The sequence below is a fragment of the Nocardia heshunensis genome, from assembly GCF_054782115.1.
On the sequence record NZ_BAAGTC010000004.1, the window covers coordinates 748,634 to 769,454 of the forward strand.

Genomic DNA, 20,821 nt, shown 5'->3' on the forward strand with positions numbered 1-20,821 from the left:
TTCGACCCTAGTGGTTCGGCACCCCGGAATCCCGTTCGGCGACAACGATTTGCACCGCCAGCGCCACCAGCCACAGCGACATCGCCCCGACCTGGATGCGCTGCGCGATCCCGAGCCCGTAGTTGCCGGGCAGATTGTCGGCGATCAGCATCCACGCCGTCACGGCGGAACCGACGATCAGAATCCACAGGCCGGTGTGCCGCAGGATCGGCCAGCGCCGATATTTGAAGGCCGCCACCGTGAACGCGAACATGGCGATATAGATGGAGAACACGGCCAGGGTGCTGGTCAGCGCGTGAATCTGATGCAGCTGCGGGAACAGCCCGGTGTCGACGTACCGTTTCGGCCCGTCCGGGTCCTCCGGTTCGATGGGCCACTGGGCGTCGGCGATGGTGGAGGCGCCGAAGCAGGTCAGGGCCACCCAGCCGATATTCGAATAGAGCCGCCGCGAGAACAGCAGCAGGCCACCGATTCCCGCCGCCACCAGCAGCGAACCGGACACGGTGTCGCCGGTGGAGAACACCCACCGGAAGGGGGCGCCCTTCTCGGCCAGCTGGCTCAGGAAGGTGTTGGTGGGGTTGCTGTCGATCGGCAGGATGAACTCCAGCACCCAGGACGAATAGCCGAGCCCGGCGACCGCGATCAAGATCGCGATGAGCCATCGGAGCGCCCGGCGCCAGCGCGGCTGCCGAGCCGCTGTGCTCGGTACCGCTTCGGCTAGTTTCTGCTCGGTTGGCGTCATCACCGCGCTCGCTTTCGCTGGCCTCGCTTACTCGTACTCCCTGCCCGGAGCTGCTGTGTTCGGACTGGTCGGCTGGTCCGCTCGTAGGACCATTGTCGCCCATCCGATTAACCTGGCCGTCACACCCCGCGCGGCGATGCTCGTCTCACTCCGTCAACGCCCGCATCACCAGGTCGGCCGCCGAAACCGCGGCTTCGTGCTCCCACACCCGCACCACGGTCCAGCCCGCCGCCGTCAACCGGGCGTCGGTGTCACGGTCGCGCGCCACGTTTCCGGCCAGCTTCTCGGCCCACCACTGCGCATTGTTCTTCGGGCGTGTCGCATGCTCGGGACAGCTGTGCCAGAAGCATCCGTCGACATAGACCGCCACCTTCCGCCGCGGGAACACCAGGTCGGCCCGCCGCCGCAGCCCGGGCAGCGGAGCCCGATCTACGAAGAACCGTTTTCCCCTGCGATGCAATTCCCGCCGCAGGTCCATTTCCGGTTTCGTGCCTGCCCGCCGCTGTTTGGCCAGGCGCGCACTGGTCGCCGCGTCCGTCGTCGGGCGTGCGTCTGCCATGCCGCCATCCTGCTGACGCCGGGCACCCCCGGCAAGATCCGCCGGGCCGTCAGGCGGCCTCGCGCGGGGCGCCTCCCATGCGCTCGAGATGGTTGGCCACATCCTCGAGGAAACCCTCGGGGAAGCGCAGCGAACCCATGCCGGTGCGCCGCAGGAAGCCCGCGGTCGCGCGCGCCGACAGCAGCCGCGAGTCGTCGAGGAACCAGCGCAGATCCTCGTACGGCGCATGAACGGGCCAGGTGGACACCGGAACCCGCTGCACCACCCCGCCGTGCCCCCAGGCCGCGGTGGGCCAGCTGCGGCGCGTCAGCGCTTCGCCGTCGGGATACGAATCGTCGGCCGGGTTGGTGACGCGCTCGGCGATCCAGGACGCCATCCGCACGCTCACCGCATTGCCGACCAGCTTCCAGCGATGACCCTTGCGGATCCCGGGCACTTCCAAAGCCGGTGTGGTCCAATCCCGGTCGAAGCCCTGCAGGCGTTCCGCGTCGGTGATCCCGGGCGTCACCAGCTCACCCGACGGCAGCCGCACCGCGGGCGGACTCGCGATGCCCAGCGCCGAACCACCTTTCAGCGTCGGCACCGCATTCACCGCCCAGCCCAGGCCGCGATTGCCCTCGGTCCAGTAGAAGCCGCACGGGTCGTGCGCCGGATCGCCCACCTCGCGCGGTCCCGCGTCGGTCCCGAACAGCACCGGTCGCGGATCCTCGGTGCGGGAGGCCAGCATCAGCACCCGTTCGCGACGCTGCGGCAGCCCGAAGGCGCGCGCGTCCACCACCCGGTAGGCCCAGGTGTAGCCGAGTTCGGTGAGGGCGTCGGTGATGTGGCGCATGGCCGCCCCGCCGCCGAGCTGCAGCATGAACGGCACGTTCTCGATGAGCAGCCAGCGCGGGCCCTTCTGGCGCTTGACCAGACGGAACACCTCGTCGACCAAACCTGAACGGGCGCCGGTGATTCCGGCGGTGCGCCCGGCCTGCGACAGGTCCTGGCAGGGGAATCCGGCTGCCACCAACTCCGTCCCCGACGGCAGTGAGCGCAGCTTGGTCACATCGGAATGCAGTGGCACATCGGGAAAGTGCGCCGCGAGCACGGCCTGTGCGCCGGAATCGATCTCACACAGCAGTTCGCTGCGCCACCCGTGCGCGGCGAGCCCGAGTTCCAGCCCGCCGATGCCGGCGAACAGGCCGACCATCCGCGCGCTCGTCACAACAGTCCCTTTCACCCCGGTGTCCCCCGTGCCCAGAGCAGGTTACTCGAGTCCCTCCACCCCTACCGTGACCAACACCCATCCACGGCCTCTCCCAGAGCCTCTCGCTATCACTCGGGCAGTTGATCAGCAGGCGATGGCGTGGGCAAACGCCGAGAACCGGTCCGCACCATTGCATGTTGATCACGATGTCGCGCGCGGACAGTGATACCGGCCGGGGAGCATGGGCGCGCGGGCGACGGCAACTACGGTGATAGGCGTGACGGATAACGGGAGTGCGGAAGCCAAGCCGGGTGCGCCGCGGTGGCCTGCCATTCTCACCTGGCGCGCGCACAACGCCTCGCGGATGGAGTCGGTGCGGGTGGTGGTGAGCGGCAACCGGATTCGCGCCGCGGGCCGCATCATCGCCGGCGACTGCGAGGACCACCCCGCCTTCAGCGCCTCCTACGACCTGGTCACCGACGAATCCGGGGTGACCAAGCGGCTGTCGCTGCGCAGCACCCTCGCCACCGGTGAACGCCACGCCTCGATCGCCCGCGACGAGGAGAACTACTGGCTCATCGATGCCGGAAACACCCACGTCCGCTCCACTTTCGGGGGCGCGCTGGATGTGGACGTGGTGCTGAGCCCGTTCTTCAACACCCTGCCCATCCGCCGCTACGGCCTCTCGCACGCCAGCGAGGACGTACAGGTCCCGGTCGTTTACGTGCGCCTGCCCGACCTGCTGGTGCAGGAAGCCAGCCTCACCTACAGCAGCGGGCCCGACGGCATCCACGTGCTGTCGCCGGTCTCCTCGGCCACCGTCACGGTCGACGAGGACGGCTTCCTGCTCGACTACCCGGGCCTGGCCGAGCGGATCTAATCCAGCGCGGTCAGCACGCCGCCGTCGCGTCCGGCGTCGATCAGCTTGGTGAGCCAGTTGTGCTCGCCGGGGCGGATATCGGTGATCACCCAGCGTTCATGATCGTCGTATTCGGTGCGGGCGTCGTGCCCGGCCTCGGCCAATTCGGTGATGGTGCCGTTGGCTCGCAGGCTGTCGCGAGCCTGGGTGAGCACCTCCAAGGTGTCGTCCAGCACGTCCAGCAGGGCCGCGGCGTTCGGTTCGCAGATGGCCCGGACCAGGTCGGGGGAGGTGGCGGCGACCCGGCTGCCGTCGCGGAAGGAACCGGCGGCCAGGCCCAGCGCGAGCGGGCCGCCGTTGGAGCCCTCGATGGCCAGCGCCTCCGCCAGCAGGTGGGGTAGGTGGGAGATGCGGGCCACCGCGCGGTCGTGTTCCACCGCCAGCACCGGCACCACCACCGCGCCGCAGTCCAGGGCCAGCTGCGCGACACGCCGGAACTGGTCGGCGTGCACACCCGGATCCACGCTGACCGCCCAGGCCGCGTTCTTGAACAGGTCCGGACTCGATGCCGCCCAACCGGATTCGCTGGTCCCGGCCATCGGGTGGCCGCCCACGTACTTCGCGCCCAGCTCGTGCCGCTGCACGGCCGCCGCCACCGGGGCCTTCACGCTCACCACGTCGGTGATCACGCACTCGGGAGCGTAGGTCTTCACATCCGAGAGCACGGCGTCGATGGCCGGCATGGGCACGCCGATCACGATCAGCGCGTCGCGGTCGGCGGCGCGGGTGAGCACGGTGGCCACCTCGCTGATCACGTCGTAGCCGTCCAGACGGGCCGCCTTCGCGCCCACCTCGGAACGGTTGTAGCCGAACGCCTCGTACCCGGCCGCGGCGGCGGCGCGCAGCACCGAACCGCCGATCAAACCGGTACCCAGGACGCAGACAGCTGGTTTCGGAGTGCCCGTCATCGGATCAGATTCGCATACGACTTCAACATTTCCCCCGAAGCGGACTACCGTTGCGCCCATGGCAGCACAGCGCTCGAGCACGAACAGGGCGGCGTCGGACGAAAACGACGACGTAGAAGGGTTCGCAGTGGCGGTTGTCCGCGAAGAAGCCAACTGGAAAGTGACGCCGCTGAGTGATGCGACACTGTCCAGTCTGTCCGCGGCCGAGGACGAATTGCGTGCGCTGCGAAGTTCGGGCGCGGTGTTCGGCCTGCTCGACATCGACGACGAGTTCTTCGTCATCCTGCGCCCCGGCCCGACCGGCAGCCGCATCCTGCTGTCGGACGCGACGGCCGCCATCGACTACGACATCGCGGCCGATGTGCTGGAGGAACTCAATATCGAGATCCCCGACATCGATCCCGACGAGCTCGACGACGTCGAGCCCTGGGAGGAGGGCGACCTCGGCGTCCTCGCCGATCTCGGTCTGCCCGAACCGGTGCTTGCGGTCATTCTCGCCGAGACCGACCTCTACCCCGACGAGCAGCTCGGCATGATCGCCCAGCGCCTCGGCTTCGCCAACGAACTCTCCGCGGTCCTGGACAAGCTGCCGCGTTGATCGGCTCGCTCGCTGCCGACGAGGCGATGATGCGGGCCGCCATCGCCGCCGCACAGGCGGCGGACCCGCGTGACGTCCCCGTCGGCGCGGTCGTCTTCGACGCCCAGGGCCGGGAACTGGCGCGCGCCGCCAATGCCCGTGAGGCCCTGGGTGATCCGACCGCCCACGCCGAAGTCCTCGCCCTGCGCGCGGCCGCCCGCGTCGTCGGCGACGGCTGGCGTCTGGAAGGCGCCACCCTCGCCGTCACCCTCGAACCCTGCACCATGTGTGCGGGCGCCCTGGTCCTCTCCCGAGTCTCCCGCCTCGTCTTCGGCGCCTGGGAACCCAAGACCGGCGCCGTCGGCTCCCTCTGGGACGTAGTACGTGACCGACGTCTCAACCACCGCCCCCAAGTCCGAGCCGGCATCCTCGAACCCGAATGTGCCGCCCTCCTCGACGATTTCTTCCGATCCCACCGCCCCTGACCCCCCTCTCCAGCCGATTTCGGATTCCGCAGGGTCCTCAGGTAAAGTCACCACCGGTGGCGTGTCCGAGCGGCCTAAGGAGCACGCCTCGAAAGCGTGTGAGGGGTAACCCCCCTCCGAGGGTTCAAATCCCTCCGCCACCGCCAAGAAAGGCTCCGACCTGATTCAGGTCGGAGCCTTTCTCTTTCCCGTCATCAGTAGTCGGAGGTTCCCATGGGCCTGGACTACAGCTACGAGGTCTACATCCACCGCGACCGCGCGCCAGCGCTGCTCGGCAGCATTGCCGACAACATGGCGGAGGAGAGTCGCCACGGCGAGTGGACGATCGCGGAAATCGCAGGCGATCGTGTTCTGCTGCCCTGCTCCGCGCGCTTCGAGAGCGGTCGGACGGTAGGACTCGACCCTTCGGGCAGCAAACACGAATTCCTGGACCTGGTCTTGCGTTTCGACGCAGACGACAGCCTCCGCGCCTACAACGATCCCGAAGATGACGGCCGCCATCGTGTGGGCCTCATCTACCTCAGCGTTCACGACGCGTCCCGACTGGCGCCCGACCACCTCGAATTCTGCTTCATGGCCGCGACCACCCGCATGAGCAGACTCTTCCTGGAATCCTCGGGAGTCCGAAACTGGTTCGCGTCCTTGGCAATCGACCACGACAGCCCCCTCTGCCTGCTGGATATCGAGCAGGACGGCAAACAAGTCGTATTCGAACGCTCGCCGCAGTAGCGCTCTTATCCGGATGGCAAGGATTTGATCAAGGGTGCTGGCCAAGATCGGTTGCAGGGCAGCACCTTTCATGCTTCCGAGCAGCCAGGAGGCTCCGATTGCATAGCCGTCGCATCCAGTTTGTCTCAGAATCGAATGGTGAATCCAGTTGTACAGCAGGTGCTTACACTTGCCGCAGTGGTACTTGGCGCAGGATCGACGTTTGCTGCGACGACGTTGACGGAGCAGGCGAAATGGCGGCGGGGTCAGGACACGCGGTGGGATGACAAGCGTTTGGCCGCGTACAGCGAGTTTGCGAACGCGTTGAAGCAATACGTTCAGGTGTCGTTTCGACTCGCGGCGGCGCGTGGCTACCCTGCAACGGCGCAACCGATCGACACCGATACGGGGCTACAGCTGTTGGCGGAGGCGGAGGCGGAGAAGACCGTCAAGTGGGAAGCGGTATTACTCCTCGGCTCTCCTGAGGCTGTGGCTGCGGCCCGGGAATGGAACAGGGCCGCGTGGGAACTTGGTTGGCCTGCACGAGGGCACGCGATCGAACATTCGGAGTACGTCCGGCTGTACTCGGAGATGGGGCGCAGACGGAACGAGTTCTATGAATGCGCACGTGCCGACCTCGGCGTCCGTAGTGGCGAACTGCCGCCCGGGGACCGGCCGTGGCTGGCACCGGGAACCGATGGGTCCGAGAGCTCGGGCACGAGTGTCGGCACAGTGTGACGAACGCCTATGGCATGCCTGACCAAAACCATTGCAGGGCACGGTGAGCGGCCGATTCGAGGTTGCCCACATACTCCACGATCGCCCGCTGGCGCTCTTTATCTTGACGACAAGGATTGGTTAAGGGCGTCCGACCAAGATCGGTTGTAGGGCGGCATCTTTCATGCGGCCGGGTGATCAGGAGGCTCCGATGTCGTACCCGCACAACCATTTCGGCCAGCAGTACCCGGCACCCGCGCCCCGGCCGAACAATGCCACCGCGGTTCTGGCCGCCGCCTTCGCGCTTTGCCTTGGTGTGTGGTTCACGCTGGGCACCCTGGCGAGCTACGACCTTTGGTCGGAGGATGAGATATCGCGTTCGTTCGTGGGTTCCGAAACCCATCTCATCTACCGTCCCCTCGCAGCGATGCTGCCCGTCGTGGGCGGCATCCTGCTGCTCCGCCGCCTTACGGTCGGCCGTGTCTTCGTGATCATCGGCGTGCTTCCCGCTTTCGCCGATGCCTTCGCAGACCGGTCCCTCTACATCGTCCACGGCATCGAGGACATCGTCTTTCCGCTGGGCTTCTTCGCCTTCTATCTGGCCATCGTCGTGCTGGCAGCCCACCCCGCCACCGGGCGCTGGATCCGCACTCGCACGTACGCGTAATCCGCAGTGGTTCAGGTGTGTAGGCCGTCGAGGAGGAGGTCTAGGACTCGGTTGATGGCGGTGGGGTAGGGGTCGTCGGGGCGGGTGTAGATCTGGAGGGTTAGTAGGCGGGCTAGGTCGGTGGGGGTTACGTCGGGGCGGAGGGTGCCTTCGGCGTGGGCTCGGGTGGTGAGGGCGGCTAGGCGATCCGTGATGGTGGTGCGGACTTCGGTTAGGGCGGGGGTGGATTGGATGTCGGCGTGGAGGGCCGGTTCGATGGCGGCGGCGAGGGCGCCGAGGCGGAGTTCGGCGCAGTCTCGGAGGAAGCGGGAGAGGGCCTGGAAGGCGTCGGGGGATTCGCGTTCGGCGATGGCGGCTAGGTCGGCCAGCGCTGAGAGGTAGGAGTGGGCGGCGGCGGTGATGAGGGCGCCGCGGTCGGGGAAGCGGCGATAGAGGGTGCCTACGCCTACGCCGGCGGCGTCGGCGATGTCCTTCATCGAGACGTTGACGCCTTGTTGGCGGAAGACGAGTTGGGCGGCGGCCAGGATCTGGTCGCGATTGCTGCGGGCGTCGGCTCTGAGCTCGGCCGTTGTCCTCACCTCCGGAAAAAGTGGACGAAGTTCTTCCGGTTAGCGTACCGTCTTGGAAACGGACGGAAATCGTCCACTTGGATCGAGGGTGATGACGATGAGCACGAAGGTCTTGATCTCCGGAGCCGGTATCGGCGGCTCGACCCTGGCGTACTGGCTGGGGCGCAACGGATTCGACGTGACCGTGGTGGAACGCGCTGGGGCGCAGCGCTCCAGCGGCAATCCCATCGACGTGAAGGGGGCTGCGGTCGACGTGGTCGAGGGCATGGGGGTGATGCCTCGACTGCGAGCCGCGGGGTCGCGGGTAGATCGGATGAGCTTCGTGGATGCGACCGGGCGGGAGCGATCGCAGTTGCGGCTCAGTGCTTTTCAGGGTGGGGCGGGTGATCGCGAGGTGGAGATTGCTCGTGCGGATCTGGCGGCCATCCTGCTGGACGCGGCTCGCGATCAGGCCGAAATCCGCTGGGCCGATTCGATTTCCGGGATCGACCAGGAGGACACCGGGGTGGAGGTGGCCTTCGACAGCGGTGCGACGGGGAACTACGACTACGTCATCGGCGCCGACGGCCTGCACTCGAATGTCAGACGGCTGGTCTTCGGCGCGGAAGAGCGGTTCATCCGGCACATGGGCCTCTACGTCGCGACCCTGCCGGTGGACCGGGCCTTCGGCGGTGAACGCGAGGTGATCATGTTCAACCGCCCCGGCAGCGCCATCACCGTGCACCCGTCCAAGGGAAAGGCGGTGGCGGCCTTCATGTTCCGCCACAGCGCCGTGCCGGGCTTCGATCACCGCGACCTCGCCCAGCACAAGCAGCTGGTCGCCGACGCCTTCGCCGGCCCGCTCGGCATCTTCGCCGACCTGCTCGATCAGCTGAAGGCCGCCGACGACCTCTACTTCGACTCGGTCAGCCGGGTCGACCTGCCGCACTGGTCCGACGGCCGCATCGCCCTGCTCGGCGACGCCGGCTCCTGCCTGTCCCTCTTCGGTGACGGTTCCACCCTCGCCATCGCGGGTGCCCACACCCTCGCCGAGGAACTCACCCGCACCCCCGACCAGCCCCGCACTGCCTTCGCGACCTACGAACGGCGCCACCGCAAGCTGGTCGAGCCCAAGCAGCGCGGCATGCGCGCCGCGGCCGCCATGATGGTCCCGGCCACCTCACCGGGCATCGTTGTCCGCAACACCGTCACCCGCTTCATGCGCTGAAAAGACCGGTGCTGCTTGGAAGGATGGGGAGATGAGCGATTCGGCCGGGGAGTGGCGGACGTGGCGGCTGGCAGTTTTCGGAGATCCGTACCTCGTCTGGCATGACGGTGCGGACTTCCGGCAACTGCTCGAGCTGGCCCGGTCGGATCGGGAAGCGGTGGGGCGCATGCTCGCACTGGGTCTGGGAGAGGCGGATTCACTCGCCGCAGACTCCTTGCGGATGCTGAATGCCGAAGGTCTCGCCCCGGCGCGGTCGCGGGAGTTGTTGCTGTCGGCGGCTTCTCGCGCAGTGGACGAATTTCTCCTGACGGTCGCGCACGCCCTGTACTCGCTGACCGATGACGAAGCCTGGCTCGACCCCATCGTCGGCCTGCTCGCCACCGCCGGGCCGTGGACCACTCGAATGGATGCCGCCCGTGCGCTGGCGGACGTCCGGGCCACGCCGCAGGTGCTCGCGGCCTTGCGGCACGCGCTGGACGACACCGAGTTCCTGGTCCGGTATCACGCCGCGAATACCCTTGCCGAGCTCGTCTTTTCAGCCGAAAACCAATAGTTAAATGAATTCCGTTCAGAATGTCGGTGGGGTGCGATAGCTTCAGCCTCGGACGTCGATAGTTAGGGCGTCGAACGAATGAAGGGGAGAGCTACGTGAAGAACACTCGAATCCGTCGGGCGGGCATCGGGATTGCCGGATTCGCAGCCATCGGGGTGGCCACCCTTGTCACGGCCACTACCGCGTCGGCGCAGATGAGCATCACCCAGTCGTCGGCCTACTGTGTCGGCAGCACCTATGCGGTCACCCTGCCTGCGGCGGATGCCGCGGCGCTGTGGGCGCAAATGCCTGCGGTCGAGACCGCTCAGAACGAGTGGGCGCTGGTGGAAACACCGTCCGCCGGCAGCGGACTGTCGACAACCGTCTCCCCACCGGTGAAATATATCGCCGGCCAGGACGTGACCGTGCAGTGGACGCCACCCGCGGCAGGGCAGTGGCAGCTGATGATGGCGCCCTTCAGTCAGGGCGGCTACGGCACGCCCTTCGGCGGACCACTGGCGGTCACCGTGGTAGCCGCGTCGAGTTGCACCCCGTCCACCGGCGGTGGCACAGGTAGTGCGGATTCCATCCCCGTCATCGGCGGAATCTTCAAGGCCCTCGGGTTCTGAGCCCGCCCGGCAAAGCACTCGGCCCCCACCCGGAATCGGGTGGGGGCCGAGGCATTTCGGAGTCGGATCAGCCGACCGTGGCGGGCTGACGGTCCTCGATCGGGGCGGAGGCTTCCTTGAGCTTGGTGAGCTTGGAGCCTTCGACATCGATGTCGGGGAGGATGCGGTCGAGCCACTTGGGGATCCACCAGGCCTTGTCGCCCAGGAGGGCGAGCAGGGACGGGATGAGGACCATGCGGACGATGAAGGCGTCGAAGAAGACGCCGGCCGCCATGGCGAAGCCCATGGACTTGGCCACCACATTGTCGTCGAGCATGAAGGCGCTGAACACCGAGATCATGATGATGGCCGCCGAGGTCACGACGCGGGCGCCGTGGTGGTAGCCGCTGATCATGGCGTCCTTGGCCGACTTGCCGTGCACGTATTCCTCACGCATGCGGGTCACCAGGAAGACCTGGTAGTCCATGGCGAGACCGAATACCAAGCCGATCAACATGATCGGCAGGAAGCTGACCAGCGGATGCGGGTCGAACAGCCCGAAGGTGCCCTCCTGGAACAGCAGGACCGTCGCGCCGAAGGTGGCCGCCATGGAGAGCAGGAAGCCGAGGGCGGCGGTCAGCGGGACCAGCACGGAACGGAAGACCAACAGCAGCAACAGGAATGCCGCGCCCGCCACGATGGACAGATACGGAATGATCTTGTGCAGCAGGGCCTGCGAGACATCGGTGAAGATGGCGGTGCTACCGGTGATGCCGTATTCCATGCCGTAATCGGCATTGAACTTGGCTTCCGCATTGCGCGCGTTCTCGACGAGATCCTTGGTTTCCTTGTTGTTCGGCCCGGACTTGGGCACGCCCATGAACAGCGCGGCCTGTCCGTCCTGACTGCGCTGCGTGGCGGTCAGGTAGTCCATGCCGGGCGTCTTCAGCGAATTGCGCAGCTCCTCGAGCGCCTGATCGCGCTGGCCCTCCGGCGTCTTGCTGAGGTCCACGGCCACCATCAGGGTGCCGTTGGAGCCTTCGCCGAAGCCCTTGGTCTGCAGGTCGTATGCCTTGTAGAGGGTGGTGTCCTTCGGCATGGAGTCGCCGCCGGGCAGACCCAACTGCAGGTTCGCCGCCGGTGCGGCCAGCAGTCCGAGCAGCACCACCGACGCCGCGAGCGTCAGCCAGGGCGCCTTGCCGATGAAGCGGGCGAAGCGAATTCCGTTGGTGACCGAGTTCTCGTCCTCGGGATCGTGCTGGGCGACCAGCGGCAGCTTCGGCTTGAACAGCGTGCCGCCGAACGCGCCGAGCAGCGCGGGCATCAGGGTCACGGCGACCAGCACCGCCATGGTGGCCGTGATCGCGCCGCCGATACCCATGTAGGTGAGGAAGTTGACGCCGACGAAGCTGAGCCCGGCCAGCGCGATGATGACGGTCAGACCGGCGAAGATGACCGCGGAACCGGCGGTGCCGACCGCGGTGCCCGCCGCCTCTTCCGGCGAATCCGATACGGCCAGTTCGTGTTTGTAGCGCGACACGATGAACATGGCGTAGTCGATCGACAGGGCGATGCCGATCATCGACGCCAGCGTCGGGGTGAAGGCGGGCACGGTCAGCCAGTGGGTGCCGAACATGACGATGGCCATGGCGGTACCGACACCGAAGATCGCGGTGATGATCGGCACGAATGCCGCGACGATCGCGCCGAACGCGATGATCATGACGACCAGGGCGACGCCGATGCCGATCATCTCCGATGCGCCACCGGCGGCCTGCTTCTGCGCGATATTGCCGGTGAGTTCCACCTGCAGCCCGGCGGCCCGGGCGTTCTTGCCGACGTCATAGGCCGCGTCCTGGTCGGCCGGCTTGATGTCGGAGAACTTGGGAATGGTGTACGTGGCCTTGACGACCGCCACCGAGTCCGGGCTGGTCTTGTTCAGGACATTGAGCGGCGCGTTCGAGCAGTTGGCGGCGAAGTTCGCGGCGGATCGGTCGCCGTCGAGGCAGTTGACACCGGCCGGTTCACCGATCTTCTTGGTGAGGTCGATGGGATTCATCGGAGACTTCTTCGGGTCCGACTTGTCCACGATCGACAGCTTGTTCAGGTCATCCATGAACCCTTGCAGCGCAGCCGCGTTCTTGGCGTCGGTGAGCTTCTCACCGTCGGGTGCGGCGATCACATAGGTGCCGGTGACGGCGTTGGCGTCGAAATCCTTGGAGGCACCGGGGAAGTGCTTGTCGAGGATTTCGGTGGCCCGCTCGGACGGCAGGCCGGGCATGGAGAAGCTGTCCTGGAAGGGCTTGCTGAGGGCGGCGCCGGTGCCGCCGATGATGAGCAGCGCGGCGATCCACGCCGTGATGACGATCCATTTCCGGCGGAAGGCGAACTTTCCCCACCGATAGAGGTATACGGACACGAGGGGTTCTCCTGGCGAATGGGTATGCGGGCGAAACAGGGTGCTTGTGCGCAAGCGCGTAGACAGGCACTGCCGCCGGGAGCCTCGGCCCCCCGCCTCCACGAAAACTAATCTGCCTACCGTGCGGTAGGTAGACTACCGAGCCAGTAAGCGGAGGAACAACCTCAACTCTAGGTGGCGTACGTCGCATACCTAGCTGAGTGAATCGCGGACCGAGCGCGAGTGAGAGGATGAGAGCATGGGCGCCCCAGTCGTTTCCGGAACAGTCGTCGCAGGTAGAAGCACCAAGGATGCGATCCGTGAGGCTGCTCTCCAGCTCTTTTCATCCAAGGGTTTCGACCACAGCAGCCTGCGCGAGGTCGCCGATGCGGTGGGAATCACAAAAGCCTCGCTCTACTATCACTACGCCTCGAAGGTCGATCTGCTAGTCGCCATCATCGAGCCGATGTTCGACGAACTCCGCGATCAGGTGGACGCCCTCGACGAGATCGAGCACACCCCCGAGAACGTGCGCCGGGTGATCCGCGACCGCCTCCGCTCGACGCTGGCCAACCGCAATGTGGGCGCGCTGTGCATGCGCGACACCGTCGCCATCGTCAATGCCCTCGGCAATCGCTACCCCGACCTGATCGAATTGCATCACCGCACCTGTCGCTGGCTGGCCGGACCCGGGGCCGATGCCGACACCCTGCTGCGGGCCACCGCGGCCATGCAGGTGCTCAGCACCGCCATGATGTCGCAGGAGATCGTGCCCGATACCGAGACCGATCACATCGAGGCGACGCTGTTGAATGCCGCACTCGGCGTGCTGAATCCGAACCGATAGGGTTTTCCTTTACTCGCCCACAGATCGACCACAGTCAGCTCAGGAGTTCACGTGCACATCACCGCGAAGGTCGATTACGCGGTGCGCACGCTCGTGGAAATCGCGAAGGCGCAACCGGATTCGGTGAAGGCCGACGCCATTGTGGCCGCCCAGGACATTCCGCCCAAGGTGCTGGAATCGGTGGTGTCGGATCTGCGCAAGGGCGCCTTGGTGACCAGCCGCCGCGGCCCGGACGGCGGTTACCGGCTGGCCCGCCCGGCCGCGCAGATCAGCGTGGCCGATGTGATCCGCGCGGTGGAGGGTCCGCTGGCCTCGGTGCGCGGGCAGCGACCGGAGGACGTCACCTATCCGGGCGCGGCGGAACCGTTGCAGCGGGTGTGGATCGGACTGCGGGTGAACATCCGCTCGGTGCTCGAACGGGTCAGCATCGCCGATATCGCCCATGACCTGCTGCCCTCGTTCCTGGACGAGCTGCTGCACGATCCGCACGCCTGGACGCGGCGCCCCCGCCCGAACGACGCACCGACCGCGGCGAGCGAGCAGTCCGCGGTCGAATGGCAGGACGCCGTCGAGTGGCGAGACCTGGATCAGCCCGATATCTGAAACATTGCTCGACGGCCCTGTGCTGCTGTGATCCAGGCCACGGCGCGACAGCACCTTAAATCGTCGCGGCAACCGACACCCGATGGCGGTAGCCTGCCAACATCATGTTGATCCGACTTCTACGCACCTTCCTCTGGCCCTATCGCAATCAACTGGCCGGGGTCGTCGTGCTCCAGCTGATCTCGGTCATCGCCATGCTGTATCTGCCCACGCTGAACGCCGCCATCATCGACAACGGCGTCACCAAGGGCGATATCGGCTACATCTGGTCCACCGGCGGCTGGATGCTGCTGGTCACCGCCATCCAGATCGTCGCCCAAGGGGTTTCGGTGTACCTGGGTGCGCAGGCGGCCATGGGCGCGGGCCGCGATATGCGCGCCGCCCTGCTGCACCGGGTGGGCACCTTCTCCGCGCGAGAGGTCGGCGTGTTCGGCGCGCCGTCGCTCATCACGCGCAATACCAATGACGTCGGCCAGGTGCAGCTGCTCGTGCTGATGAGCGCCACCATCCTGGTCATGGCCCCGATCATGTGTATCGGCGGCATCTTCATGGCACTGAAGGAGAGCATGCAGCTGTCGTGGCTGCTGCTCATCGCGGTGCCGGCGCTGGGCCTGTCGATGGCCTTCATCATCAGCCGCATGGTGCCGGGCTTCCGGCGCATGCAGGAGCGCATCGACGCGGTGAACCGGGTACTGCGCGAGCAGATCACGGGTATCCGGGTGGTGCGCGCGTTCGTGCGGGAGCGGCAGGAGACCTCGCGTTTCGGGGTCGCCAATACCGAGCTGACCGAGCAGTCGCTCTATGTCGGCAAGTACATGGCGCTGATGTTCCCGATGGTCATGCTCATCTCGAACGTGACCACGGTCGGCGTCATCTGGTTCGGCGGCCACAGCATCGACAACGGTGAGATGCAGATCGGCACCCTGACCGCGATGCTCGCCTACATCATGCAGATTCTGATGGCGGTCATGATGGCCTCGTTCCTGGCCATGATGGCCCCGCGCGCCACGGTGTCGGCCGAGCGCATCGGCGCGGTGCTCGACACCGAGTCCTCGGTGGCGGAACCGCGTCAGCCGCAACCGTTCCTGGGCGATCCGGGCACGGTGGACCTGCAGTTCGCGGAGTTCAAGTTCCCGGGTGCGGAGAAGGCGGTGTTGCGGGCCATCCGGTTCCAGACCACGCCGGGCACCACCACCGCCATCGTGGGCGCGACCGGCGCGGGTAAGACCACGCTGATCAATCTGATTCCGCGGCTCATCGATGTCACCGACGGTGCGGTGTACGTGGGCGGCACCGATGTGCGCCACCTCGAATTGGAGGCGCTGCGTTCGGAAATCGGCCTGGTGCCGCAGAAGGCGTACCTGTTCTCCGGAACGGTGGCCTCGAATCTGCGCTACGGCAAGCCGGATGCCACCGACGAGGAGTTGTGGCACGCGCTGGAGATCGCGCAGGCCGCGGACTTCGTGCGGGAGATGCCGCAGGGCCTGGAAACGCCGGTGGCGCAGGGCGGTACGACGGTGTCCGGTGGGCAGCGGCAGCGCCTGGCCATCGCCCGTGCGCTGGTGCGCAAGCCGCGCGTCTACCTGTTCGACGACTGCTTCTCCGCGCTGGACGTCTCCACCGATGTGCGGGTGCGTGACGCCTTGAAGCCGGAGACCTCGAACGCGTCGGTCATCATTGTGGCGCAACGGATCTCGACGATCCGCGATGCCGATCAGATCGTGGTGCTGGAGGACGGCGCAATGGCCGGGATCGGCACCCACGACCAGCTGATGCGGGACTGCAACGAGTACCGCGAGATCGTGGAGTCGCAGTTCAGCGCGGAGGAGGTGCGATGAGGCCCGGAGCGGTCAATCCCGGTGCGCCGGACGCCAAGGCGAAGTCCTTCGGCCCGTCGCTCAAGCGCCTGCTGCGCATGCTCGCGCCCGACCGGGCGTATCTCGTCGCGGTGTTCCTGCTGGCCGTCGGCTCGGTGGTGCTCAATACCCTGGGCCCGCAGATTCTCGGCAAGGCCACCAACCTCATCTTCGACGGTGTGGTCGGTAAGCAGCTGCCCGCGGGCCACAGCAAGGACGAGCTGGTCGAGGGGCTGCGCGCCAGCGGCAACACCACGTTCGCGGACATGCTCTCGAGCATGAACGTGATTCCCGGTACCGGAATCGATTTCACCGCGGTCGGCCACGTGCTGGCCTGGGTGCTGGCGCTCTACATCGGCGCGGCGGTGTTCGGCTGGCTGGAAGCCCAGCTGCTGATCCTGGTGATCAACCGGACCGTGAAGCGGCTGCGCGCCCAGATCGAGGAGAAGCTGCACCGACTACCGTTGCGCTACTTCGACTCCATGCCGCGCGGCGATGTGCTCTCCCGCGTCACCAATGACGTCGACAATATGGCGCAGACGCTGCAGCAGACCATGTCTCAGCTGATCATCAATGTGCTGTCGGTGATCGGCATCCTGATCATGATGTTCTGGATCTCCTGGATCCTGGCCCTGATCGCGCTGCTCACGGTGCCGTTGGCGATCATCGTGACCGCGCAGATCGCCAAGCGCTCCAAGCCGCACTTCGTGGATCAGTGGAAGCTCACCGGTGAGGTGAACGCTCAGGTCGAAGAGGCGTTCACCGGTCACGAGGTGGTCAGCGCCTTCGGTCGCGTGCGCGAGGTCGGCGAGCATTTCGACGAGACCAACGGCAAGCTCTACAACGCGTCGTTCAAGTCGCAGTTCATCTCCGGCCTGATCATGCCCGCCATCATGTTCCTCGGGAACCTGAACTACGTGCTGATCGCCGTGGTCGGTGGCCTGCGGGTGGCGTCGGGCAATCTGTCGCTGGGTGAGGTGCAGGCGTTCATCCAGTACTCGCGCGGATTCACCCAGCCGCTCACCCAGATCGGTTCGATGATGAACCTGCTGCAGTCGGGTGTGGCCTCGGCGGAGCGGATCTTCGAGATCCTGGACGCCGAGGAGCAGACGGCGGATCCGGATCCGGAGGATGCGCGGCCGCTGGATCGCGGGCGGGTGGCGTTCGAGGACGTGTCGTTCCGCTACGAGCCGGAGACGCCGATCATCGAGAACCTCTCGCTGGTGGCCGAACCCGGGCACGTGGTGGCCATCGTCGGTCCGACCGGTGCGGGCAAGACCACGCTGGTCAACCTGCTGATGCGGTTCTACGAGGTGGATTCCGGCGCGATCACCATCGACGAGGTGGACATCACCCGCATCACCCGTGATCACCTGCGCTCGCGCATGGGCATGGTGCTGCAGGACACCTGGCTGTTCGGCGGGACCATCAAGGAGAACATCGCCTACGGCAATCCGAATGCCTCCGAGGCGGAGATCCTGGAGGCCGCCCGCGCCGCGTATGTGGACCGGTTCGTGCACGCGCTGCCACACGGGTACGAGACCGTCATCGACGAGGAGGGCTCCGGCGTCAGCGCCGGTGAGAAGCAGCTCATCACCATTGCGCGGGCGTTCCTGGCCAAGCCGTCCATCCTGATCCTGGACGAGGCCACCAGCTCGGTCGACACCCGCACCGAGCTGCTGGTGCAGCACGCCATGGCGGCGCTGCGCCGGGATCGCACGAGTTTCGTGATCGCGCACCGGCTTTCGACGATCCGCGACGCCGACACCATCGTGGTGATGGAGAAGGGCCGCATCGTCGAGCAGGGCACGCACGCGAAGCTGCTCGAGGCCCGGGGCGCGTACTCCCGGCTCTACAACGCCCAGTTCGCCGCCGCCATCACCGATGGCGAGGGCAACAATGTGGACGATCCGGAGTCGGACGCGGTGGCGCTCAGCAAGGGCTGAGAGGATGACTCGGTGTCTTCTGCCTCCGAGTTCTCGTTCAAGGTCGGTACCCGCCTGGAAGGTCGGCATGGTCGGACGGGCGTGATCAGTACCCCGCATGGGGAGATTGCCACGCCCGCCTTCACGCCCGTCGGTACAAAGGCCACGGTCAAGGCCGTGTTGCCGGAGACCATGAAGGAACTCGGTTCGCAGGCGCTGCTGGCCAACGCCTATCACCTCTACCTGCAGCCCGGCCCGGACATCGTGGACGAGGCCGGGGGCCTGGCCGAGTTCATGAACTGGCACGGGCCCACTTTCACCGATTCCGGCGGGTTCCAGGTGATGTCGCTGGGTGTCGGGTTCAAGAAGGTGCTGGCGATGGAATCCGTCGGCGTGCAGAACGACGATGTGATCGCCAAGGGCAAGGAGCGGCTGGCGCACGTCGACGACGACGGCGTCACCTTCCGCTCCCACCTGGACGGCTCCAAGCACCGGTTCACGCCGGAGGTGTCCATGGGCATCCAGCATCAGCTGGGCGCGGACGTCATGATGGCCTTCGACGAACTCACCACGCTCATGAATACCCGTGGCTACCAGGAAGAATCGCTGGAGCGCACGCGGCGCTGGGCCAAGCGCTGCCTCGACGAGCACGAGCGGCTCACCGCGGCGCGTTCGCACAAGCCGTATCAGGCGCTGTTCGGGGTGATCCAGGGCGCGCAGTACGAAGACCTGCGCCGCAAGGCATGTCGGGATCTCGAGGCGCTGCGCGGCGAGGCCGGGACGGGTTTCGACGGGTACGGCATCGGCGGTGCGCTGGAGAAGCACAATCTGGGCACCATCGTCGGCTGGTGCTGCGACGAACTGCCGGAGCACAAGCCGCGGCATCTGCTCGGCATCAGTGAGCCGGAGGACATCTTCACCGCGGTGGAGCACGGCGCGGACACCTTCGACTGCGTGAATCCCTCACGGGTGGCCCGCAATGCGGCGATGTACACCGACGAGGGCCGGTTCAATATCAATACCGCCCGGTTCAAGCGCGATTTCGCGCCCATCGACGAGACCTGCGACTGCTACACCTGCGCGCACTACACCCGCGCCTACATCCATCACCTGTTCAAGGCGAAGGAGATGCTGGCGGCCACGCTCTGCACCATCCACAACGAGCGGTTCACGGTGCGCCTGGTCGATCGCGTCCGGGAAAGCCTGGACGGCGGCTACTTCGACGATTACAAGACGGATTTTCTGGGCCGCTGGCGCGGTCGCATCAAAGCCCCTGGGCTGCAGGCGGATTAGACACAACCGCGCCGAAACCCCTACTCGTAGATGGCCGAGCGCTCGCGCGGGCGGTACGAGGGCTCGCGCTTCTTGAGGAACGCGATGCAGCGGTAGCTGATCGGCAGCACACACATCTCGACGAGGGTCTTCCACAGGAAGCCCACGATCGTGTAGTTGAGGTAGTCGCCGAAGGTGTTGATGCCGATGGCGGTGGCGGCGATCGAGCAGAACACCAGGGTGTCACCGATCTCGCCCGCCACGGTGGAGCCGAGCAGCCGGGCCCACAGGTGCTTCTCTTTGGTCTTTTCCTTGATGAGCACCAAGGTGACCGAGTTCAGGAACTGCCCCACGAAGTATCCGGCGATTCCGGCGAAGGCCAGCTGCGGGGTATGGCCGAGGACATCGGCGAACGACTGGGCGTTCTGGTTGTCGTTGCCGGGCAGCTTGATGACGATCTGGAAGCAGGCGATCATCAGCAGCAGCGCGCCGAACCCGTAGTAGACCAGGCGGCGGGTCGCGCGGAAGCCGTAGACCTCGCTGAGGATGTCGCCGATGACATAGGCGAGCGGGAAGAGGAAGAACGCACCGTCCAGCGTCAGCGGCAGCACGGTGACGGGGCCGAAGGACAGGTGATGTCCGGAGAAGAACTGCACGCCCTTGGCGACGCACACATTGGAAATCAGCAGCACCGCCGTGAAGGCGACCGCCACCGGTGTGAAATAGCCCCCAGCCGCGTCCGCGAAGCTCGCGTGTTCCGGCGTGGGGTGTCCAGATCGGTCGCTGTCGACCGTTTTCGTATCACTCACGCGGAAAGTATCCCTGCCTGGAGCGATACACACGGACCGGTGGGTGTCTTCCGGATTCACAGCTTAGGCTGAGCGAATGACGAATCCCGGTGATTCCGACGAGTGGTGGAAGCAGTACGGAGGTGAGGGCGTCGCGCCCGAAACCCCGCCCACGGCGCCACCCCAACCGGCGCCCCAGCAACCGACGCCGCCCCCGGCGGGCTACACCTCCGCCCCGCAGTATCAGAATCCGCCGATGACCCCGCCGCCGCAGCCGGTGTATCCGAACTATCCGCCGCCGCAGGCGAATTACACTCCGCCGCAGGCGAATCCGATTCCCGGATATCCGCCCGCCGGGCAGCAACAGCCCCCGGGGTACGGCTACCCGGGGTACCAGCCCTACGGGTACGGCGCGCCGGCACAGCAGACCAACTCGTTGGCCATCGCCTCGTTGGTCGTGTCGATCATCGGCCTGCCCAGCCTGTTCCTGTGCATCTTCATTCCGGTGGTTTCGATCGTCGGGCTGGTGCTGGGCATCGTCTCGTTCAACCAGGTCAAGAACAATCCGCAGCAGCAGGGTCGGGGCCTGGCGCTGGGCGGCATCTGGATCGGTGCGATCGGCACCGTCCTCGGGGTGGGGCTGCTGCTGATCCTCATCATCGCCGGAAACTGGCACTCGACCTACTAGTGTCGGTCGGCCCGGCAAAGCGACTGTGCCGCAAAAGAATGGGGCGCATCCTCACGG

The 20,821-nt window shown here is 66.3% G+C and carries 22 protein-coding genes and 1 tRNA gene; 16 read left to right on the forward strand and 7 right to left on the reverse strand.

Translation table 11 applies throughout. The features are described 5' to 3' along the window. Window positions 1-7 precede the first annotated feature (7 nt). The 3 genes from ACYVN4_RS16040 to ACYVN4_RS16050 form a co-directional block, all read right to left on the reverse strand. On the reverse strand, window positions 8-742 hold the full coding sequence (locus ACYVN4_RS16040; protein WP_460721754.1) for a DUF998 domain-containing protein: 735 nt from the start codon (window positions 740-742) through the stop codon (window positions 8-10). Window positions 743-887: 145 nt separating this feature from the next. Continuing rightward, complete coding sequence (locus ACYVN4_RS16045; protein ID WP_460721756.1) at window positions 888-1,301, reverse strand: very short patch repair endonuclease; 414 nt, start codon at window positions 1,299-1,301, stop codon at window positions 888-890. Window positions 1,302-1,350: 49 nt separating this feature from the next. Continuing rightward, the gene (locus ACYVN4_RS16050; RefSeq protein WP_460722701.1) at window positions 1,351-2,493 is read right to left on the reverse strand and encodes a DNA cytosine methyltransferase; all 1,143 of its coding nucleotides are present in this window, start codon (window positions 2,491-2,493) and stop codon (window positions 1,351-1,353) included. Window positions 2,494-2,854: 361 nt separating this feature from the next. Here ACYVN4_RS16050 and ACYVN4_RS16055 point away from each other — a divergent pair, with 361 nt between their 5' ends. Next, window positions 2,855-3,370 (forward strand): putative glycolipid-binding domain-containing protein, encoded by a 516-nt coding sequence (locus ACYVN4_RS16055; protein ID WP_460722703.1) that lies wholly within the window; start codon window positions 2,855-2,857, stop codon window positions 3,368-3,370. On the opposite strand, the gene ACYVN4_RS16060 is transcribed toward ACYVN4_RS16055, so the two are convergent. Continuing rightward, entirely contained in the window at window positions 3,367-4,317 is a 951-nt protein-coding gene (locus tag ACYVN4_RS16060; protein WP_460721758.1) for a prephenate dehydrogenase, read from the reverse strand. The genes ACYVN4_RS16055 and ACYVN4_RS16060 overlap by 4 nt on opposite strands. A 58-nt stretch (window positions 4,318-4,375) precedes the next feature. Here ACYVN4_RS16060 and ACYVN4_RS16065 point away from each other — a divergent pair, with 58 nt between their 5' ends. The 6 genes from ACYVN4_RS16065 to ACYVN4_RS16090 all read left to right on the forward strand — a co-directional run bounded on the left by ACYVN4_RS16065 (window position 4,376) and on the right by ACYVN4_RS16090 (window position 7,471). Then, window positions 4,376-4,915: a tRNA adenosine deaminase-associated protein gene (locus ACYVN4_RS16065; RefSeq protein WP_460721760.1), complete on the forward strand. Its 540-nt coding sequence runs from the start codon at window positions 4,376-4,378 to the stop codon at window positions 4,913-4,915. Between the two features lie 26 nt (window positions 4,916-4,941). After that, window positions 4,942-5,379, forward strand: a complete 438-nt coding sequence (locus ACYVN4_RS16070) for a nucleoside deaminase (protein ID WP_460722705.1) — start codon at window positions 4,942-4,944, stop codon at window positions 5,377-5,379. Between the two features lie 55 nt (window positions 5,380-5,434). Then, window positions 5,435-5,525, forward strand: a tRNA-Ser gene (locus ACYVN4_RS16075). Between the two features lie 67 nt (window positions 5,526-5,592). Continuing rightward, complete coding sequence (locus ACYVN4_RS16080; RefSeq protein WP_460721762.1) at window positions 5,593-6,108, forward strand: hypothetical protein; 516 nt, start codon at window positions 5,593-5,595, stop codon at window positions 6,106-6,108. A 177-nt stretch (window positions 6,109-6,285) separates the two neighbouring features. Next, on the forward strand, window positions 6,286-6,825 hold the full coding sequence (locus ACYVN4_RS16085; RefSeq protein WP_460721764.1) for a hypothetical protein: 540 nt from the start codon (window positions 6,286-6,288) through the stop codon (window positions 6,823-6,825). Between the two features lie 190 nt (window positions 6,826-7,015). Beyond that, window positions 7,016-7,471 (forward strand): hypothetical protein, encoded by a 456-nt coding sequence (locus tag ACYVN4_RS16090; protein WP_460721766.1) that lies wholly within the window; start codon window positions 7,016-7,018, stop codon window positions 7,469-7,471. An 11-nt stretch (window positions 7,472-7,482) separates the two neighbouring features. Here ACYVN4_RS16090 and ACYVN4_RS16095 read toward each other — a convergent pair whose 3' ends face one another. Further along, window positions 7,483-8,049 (reverse strand): TetR/AcrR family transcriptional regulator, encoded by a 567-nt coding sequence (locus tag ACYVN4_RS16095; protein ID WP_460721768.1) that lies wholly within the window; start codon window positions 8,047-8,049, stop codon window positions 7,483-7,485. An 88-nt stretch (window positions 8,050-8,137) separates the two neighbouring features. Between ACYVN4_RS16095 and ACYVN4_RS16100 the strand changes: the two genes are divergently transcribed. From ACYVN4_RS16100 to ACYVN4_RS16110, 3 genes are all read left to right on the forward strand, one after another. Beyond that, window positions 8,138-9,247, forward strand: a complete 1,110-nt coding sequence (locus ACYVN4_RS16100) for an FAD-dependent monooxygenase (RefSeq protein WP_460721770.1) — start codon at window positions 8,138-8,140, stop codon at window positions 9,245-9,247. Between the two features lie 31 nt (window positions 9,248-9,278). Continuing rightward, window positions 9,279-9,800: a HEAT repeat domain-containing protein gene (locus ACYVN4_RS16105; protein ID WP_460721772.1), complete on the forward strand. Its 522-nt coding sequence runs from the start codon at window positions 9,279-9,281 to the stop codon at window positions 9,798-9,800. A gap of 95 nt (window positions 9,801-9,895) precedes the next feature. Further along, on the forward strand, window positions 9,896-10,408 hold the full coding sequence (locus ACYVN4_RS16110) for a hypothetical protein (protein ID WP_460721774.1): 513 nt from the start codon (window positions 9,896-9,898) through the stop codon (window positions 10,406-10,408). A gap of 67 nt (window positions 10,409-10,475) precedes the next feature. Here the strand turns inward: ACYVN4_RS16110 and ACYVN4_RS16115 are convergent, their stop codons facing one another. Then, complete coding sequence (locus ACYVN4_RS16115) at window positions 10,476-12,806, reverse strand: MMPL family transporter (protein ID WP_460721776.1); 2,331 nt, start codon at window positions 12,804-12,806, stop codon at window positions 10,476-10,478. 238 nt (window positions 12,807-13,044) lie between these two features. Between ACYVN4_RS16115 and ACYVN4_RS16120 the strand changes: the two genes are divergently transcribed. The 5 genes from ACYVN4_RS16120 to tgt all read left to right on the forward strand — a co-directional run bounded on the left by ACYVN4_RS16120 (window position 13,045) and on the right by tgt (window position 19,309). Further along, complete coding sequence (locus ACYVN4_RS16120; protein ID WP_460721778.1) at window positions 13,045-13,632, forward strand: TetR/AcrR family transcriptional regulator; 588 nt, start codon at window positions 13,045-13,047, stop codon at window positions 13,630-13,632. 51 nt (window positions 13,633-13,683) lie between these two features. Next, entirely contained in the window at window positions 13,684-14,235 is a 552-nt protein-coding gene (locus ACYVN4_RS16125; RefSeq protein WP_460721780.1) for an RrF2 family transcriptional regulator, read from the forward strand. Between the two features lie 104 nt (window positions 14,236-14,339). Continuing rightward, window positions 14,340-16,073: an ABC transporter ATP-binding protein gene (locus ACYVN4_RS16130; protein ID WP_460721782.1), complete on the forward strand. Its 1,734-nt coding sequence runs from the start codon at window positions 14,340-14,342 to the stop codon at window positions 16,071-16,073. Continuing rightward, complete coding sequence (locus ACYVN4_RS16135) at window positions 16,070-18,037, forward strand: ABC transporter ATP-binding protein (protein WP_460721784.1); 1,968 nt, start codon at window positions 16,070-16,072, stop codon at window positions 18,035-18,037. The genes ACYVN4_RS16130 and ACYVN4_RS16135 overlap by 4 nt, the downstream gene beginning before the upstream one ends. A gap of 12 nt (window positions 18,038-18,049) precedes the next feature. After that, window positions 18,050-19,309, forward strand: a complete 1,260-nt coding sequence (tgt, locus tag ACYVN4_RS16140) for a tRNA guanosine(34) transglycosylase Tgt (RefSeq protein WP_460721786.1) — start codon at window positions 18,050-18,052, stop codon at window positions 19,307-19,309. A gap of 20 nt (window positions 19,310-19,329) precedes the next feature. Here tgt and ACYVN4_RS16145 read toward each other — a convergent pair whose 3' ends face one another. After that, on the reverse strand, window positions 19,330-20,097 hold the full coding sequence (locus tag ACYVN4_RS16145; RefSeq protein ID WP_460721788.1) for a queuosine precursor transporter: 768 nt from the start codon (window positions 20,095-20,097) through the stop codon (window positions 19,330-19,332). Window positions 20,098-20,173: 76 nt separating this feature from the next. On the opposite strand from ACYVN4_RS16145, the gene ACYVN4_RS16150 reads away from it, so the two are divergent. After that, window positions 20,174-20,764, forward strand: a complete 591-nt coding sequence (locus tag ACYVN4_RS16150; RefSeq protein WP_460721790.1) for a DUF4190 domain-containing protein — start codon at window positions 20,174-20,176, stop codon at window positions 20,762-20,764. Window positions 20,765-20,821: the final 57 nt, after the last annotated feature.

Coding starts and splice junctions, on each gene's coding strand:
- ACYVN4_RS16080 (WP_460721762.1), top strand. CDS start 5,593: ATGGGCCTGGACTACAGCTACGAGGTCTACATCCACCGCGACCGCGCG.
- ACYVN4_RS16150 (WP_460721790.1), top strand. CDS start 20,174: ATGACGAATCCCGGTGATTCCGACGAGTGGTGGAAGCAGTACGGAGGT.
- ACYVN4_RS16070 (WP_460722705.1), top strand. CDS start 4,942: ATGATGCGGGCCGCCATCGCCGCCGCACAGGCGGCGGACCCGCGTGAC.
- ACYVN4_RS16045 (WP_460721756.1), bottom strand. CDS start 1,301: ATGGCAGACGCACGCCCGACGACGGACGCGGCGACCAGTGCGCGCCTG.
- ACYVN4_RS16105 (WP_460721772.1), top strand. CDS start 9,279: ATGAGCGATTCGGCCGGGGAGTGGCGGACGTGGCGGCTGGCAGTTTTC.
- ACYVN4_RS16100 (WP_460721770.1), top strand. CDS start 8,138: ATGAGCACGAAGGTCTTGATCTCCGGAGCCGGTATCGGCGGCTCGACC.
- ACYVN4_RS16055 (WP_460722703.1), top strand. CDS start 2,855: ATGGAGTCGGTGCGGGTGGTGGTGAGCGGCAACCGGATTCGCGCCGCG.
- ACYVN4_RS16050 (WP_460722701.1), bottom strand. CDS start 2,493: ATGGTCGGCCTGTTCGCCGGCATCGGCGGGCTGGAACTCGGGCTCGCC.
- ACYVN4_RS16090 (WP_460721766.1), top strand. CDS start 7,016: ATGTCGTACCCGCACAACCATTTCGGCCAGCAGTACCCGGCACCCGCG.
- ACYVN4_RS16060 (WP_460721758.1), bottom strand. CDS start 4,317: ATGACGGGCACTCCGAAACCAGCTGTCTGCGTCCTGGGTACCGGTTTG.
- ACYVN4_RS16130 (WP_460721782.1), top strand. CDS start 14,340: ATGTTGATCCGACTTCTACGCACCTTCCTCTGGCCCTATCGCAATCAA.
- ACYVN4_RS16040 (WP_460721754.1), bottom strand. CDS start 742: ATGACGCCAACCGAGCAGAAACTAGCCGAAGCGGTACCGAGCACAGCG.
- ACYVN4_RS16065 (WP_460721760.1), top strand. CDS start 4,376: ATGGCAGCACAGCGCTCGAGCACGAACAGGGCGGCGTCGGACGAAAAC.
- ACYVN4_RS16120 (WP_460721778.1), top strand. CDS start 13,045: ATGGGCGCCCCAGTCGTTTCCGGAACAGTCGTCGCAGGTAGAAGCACC.
- ACYVN4_RS16135 (WP_460721784.1), top strand. CDS start 16,070: ATGAGGCCCGGAGCGGTCAATCCCGGTGCGCCGGACGCCAAGGCGAAG.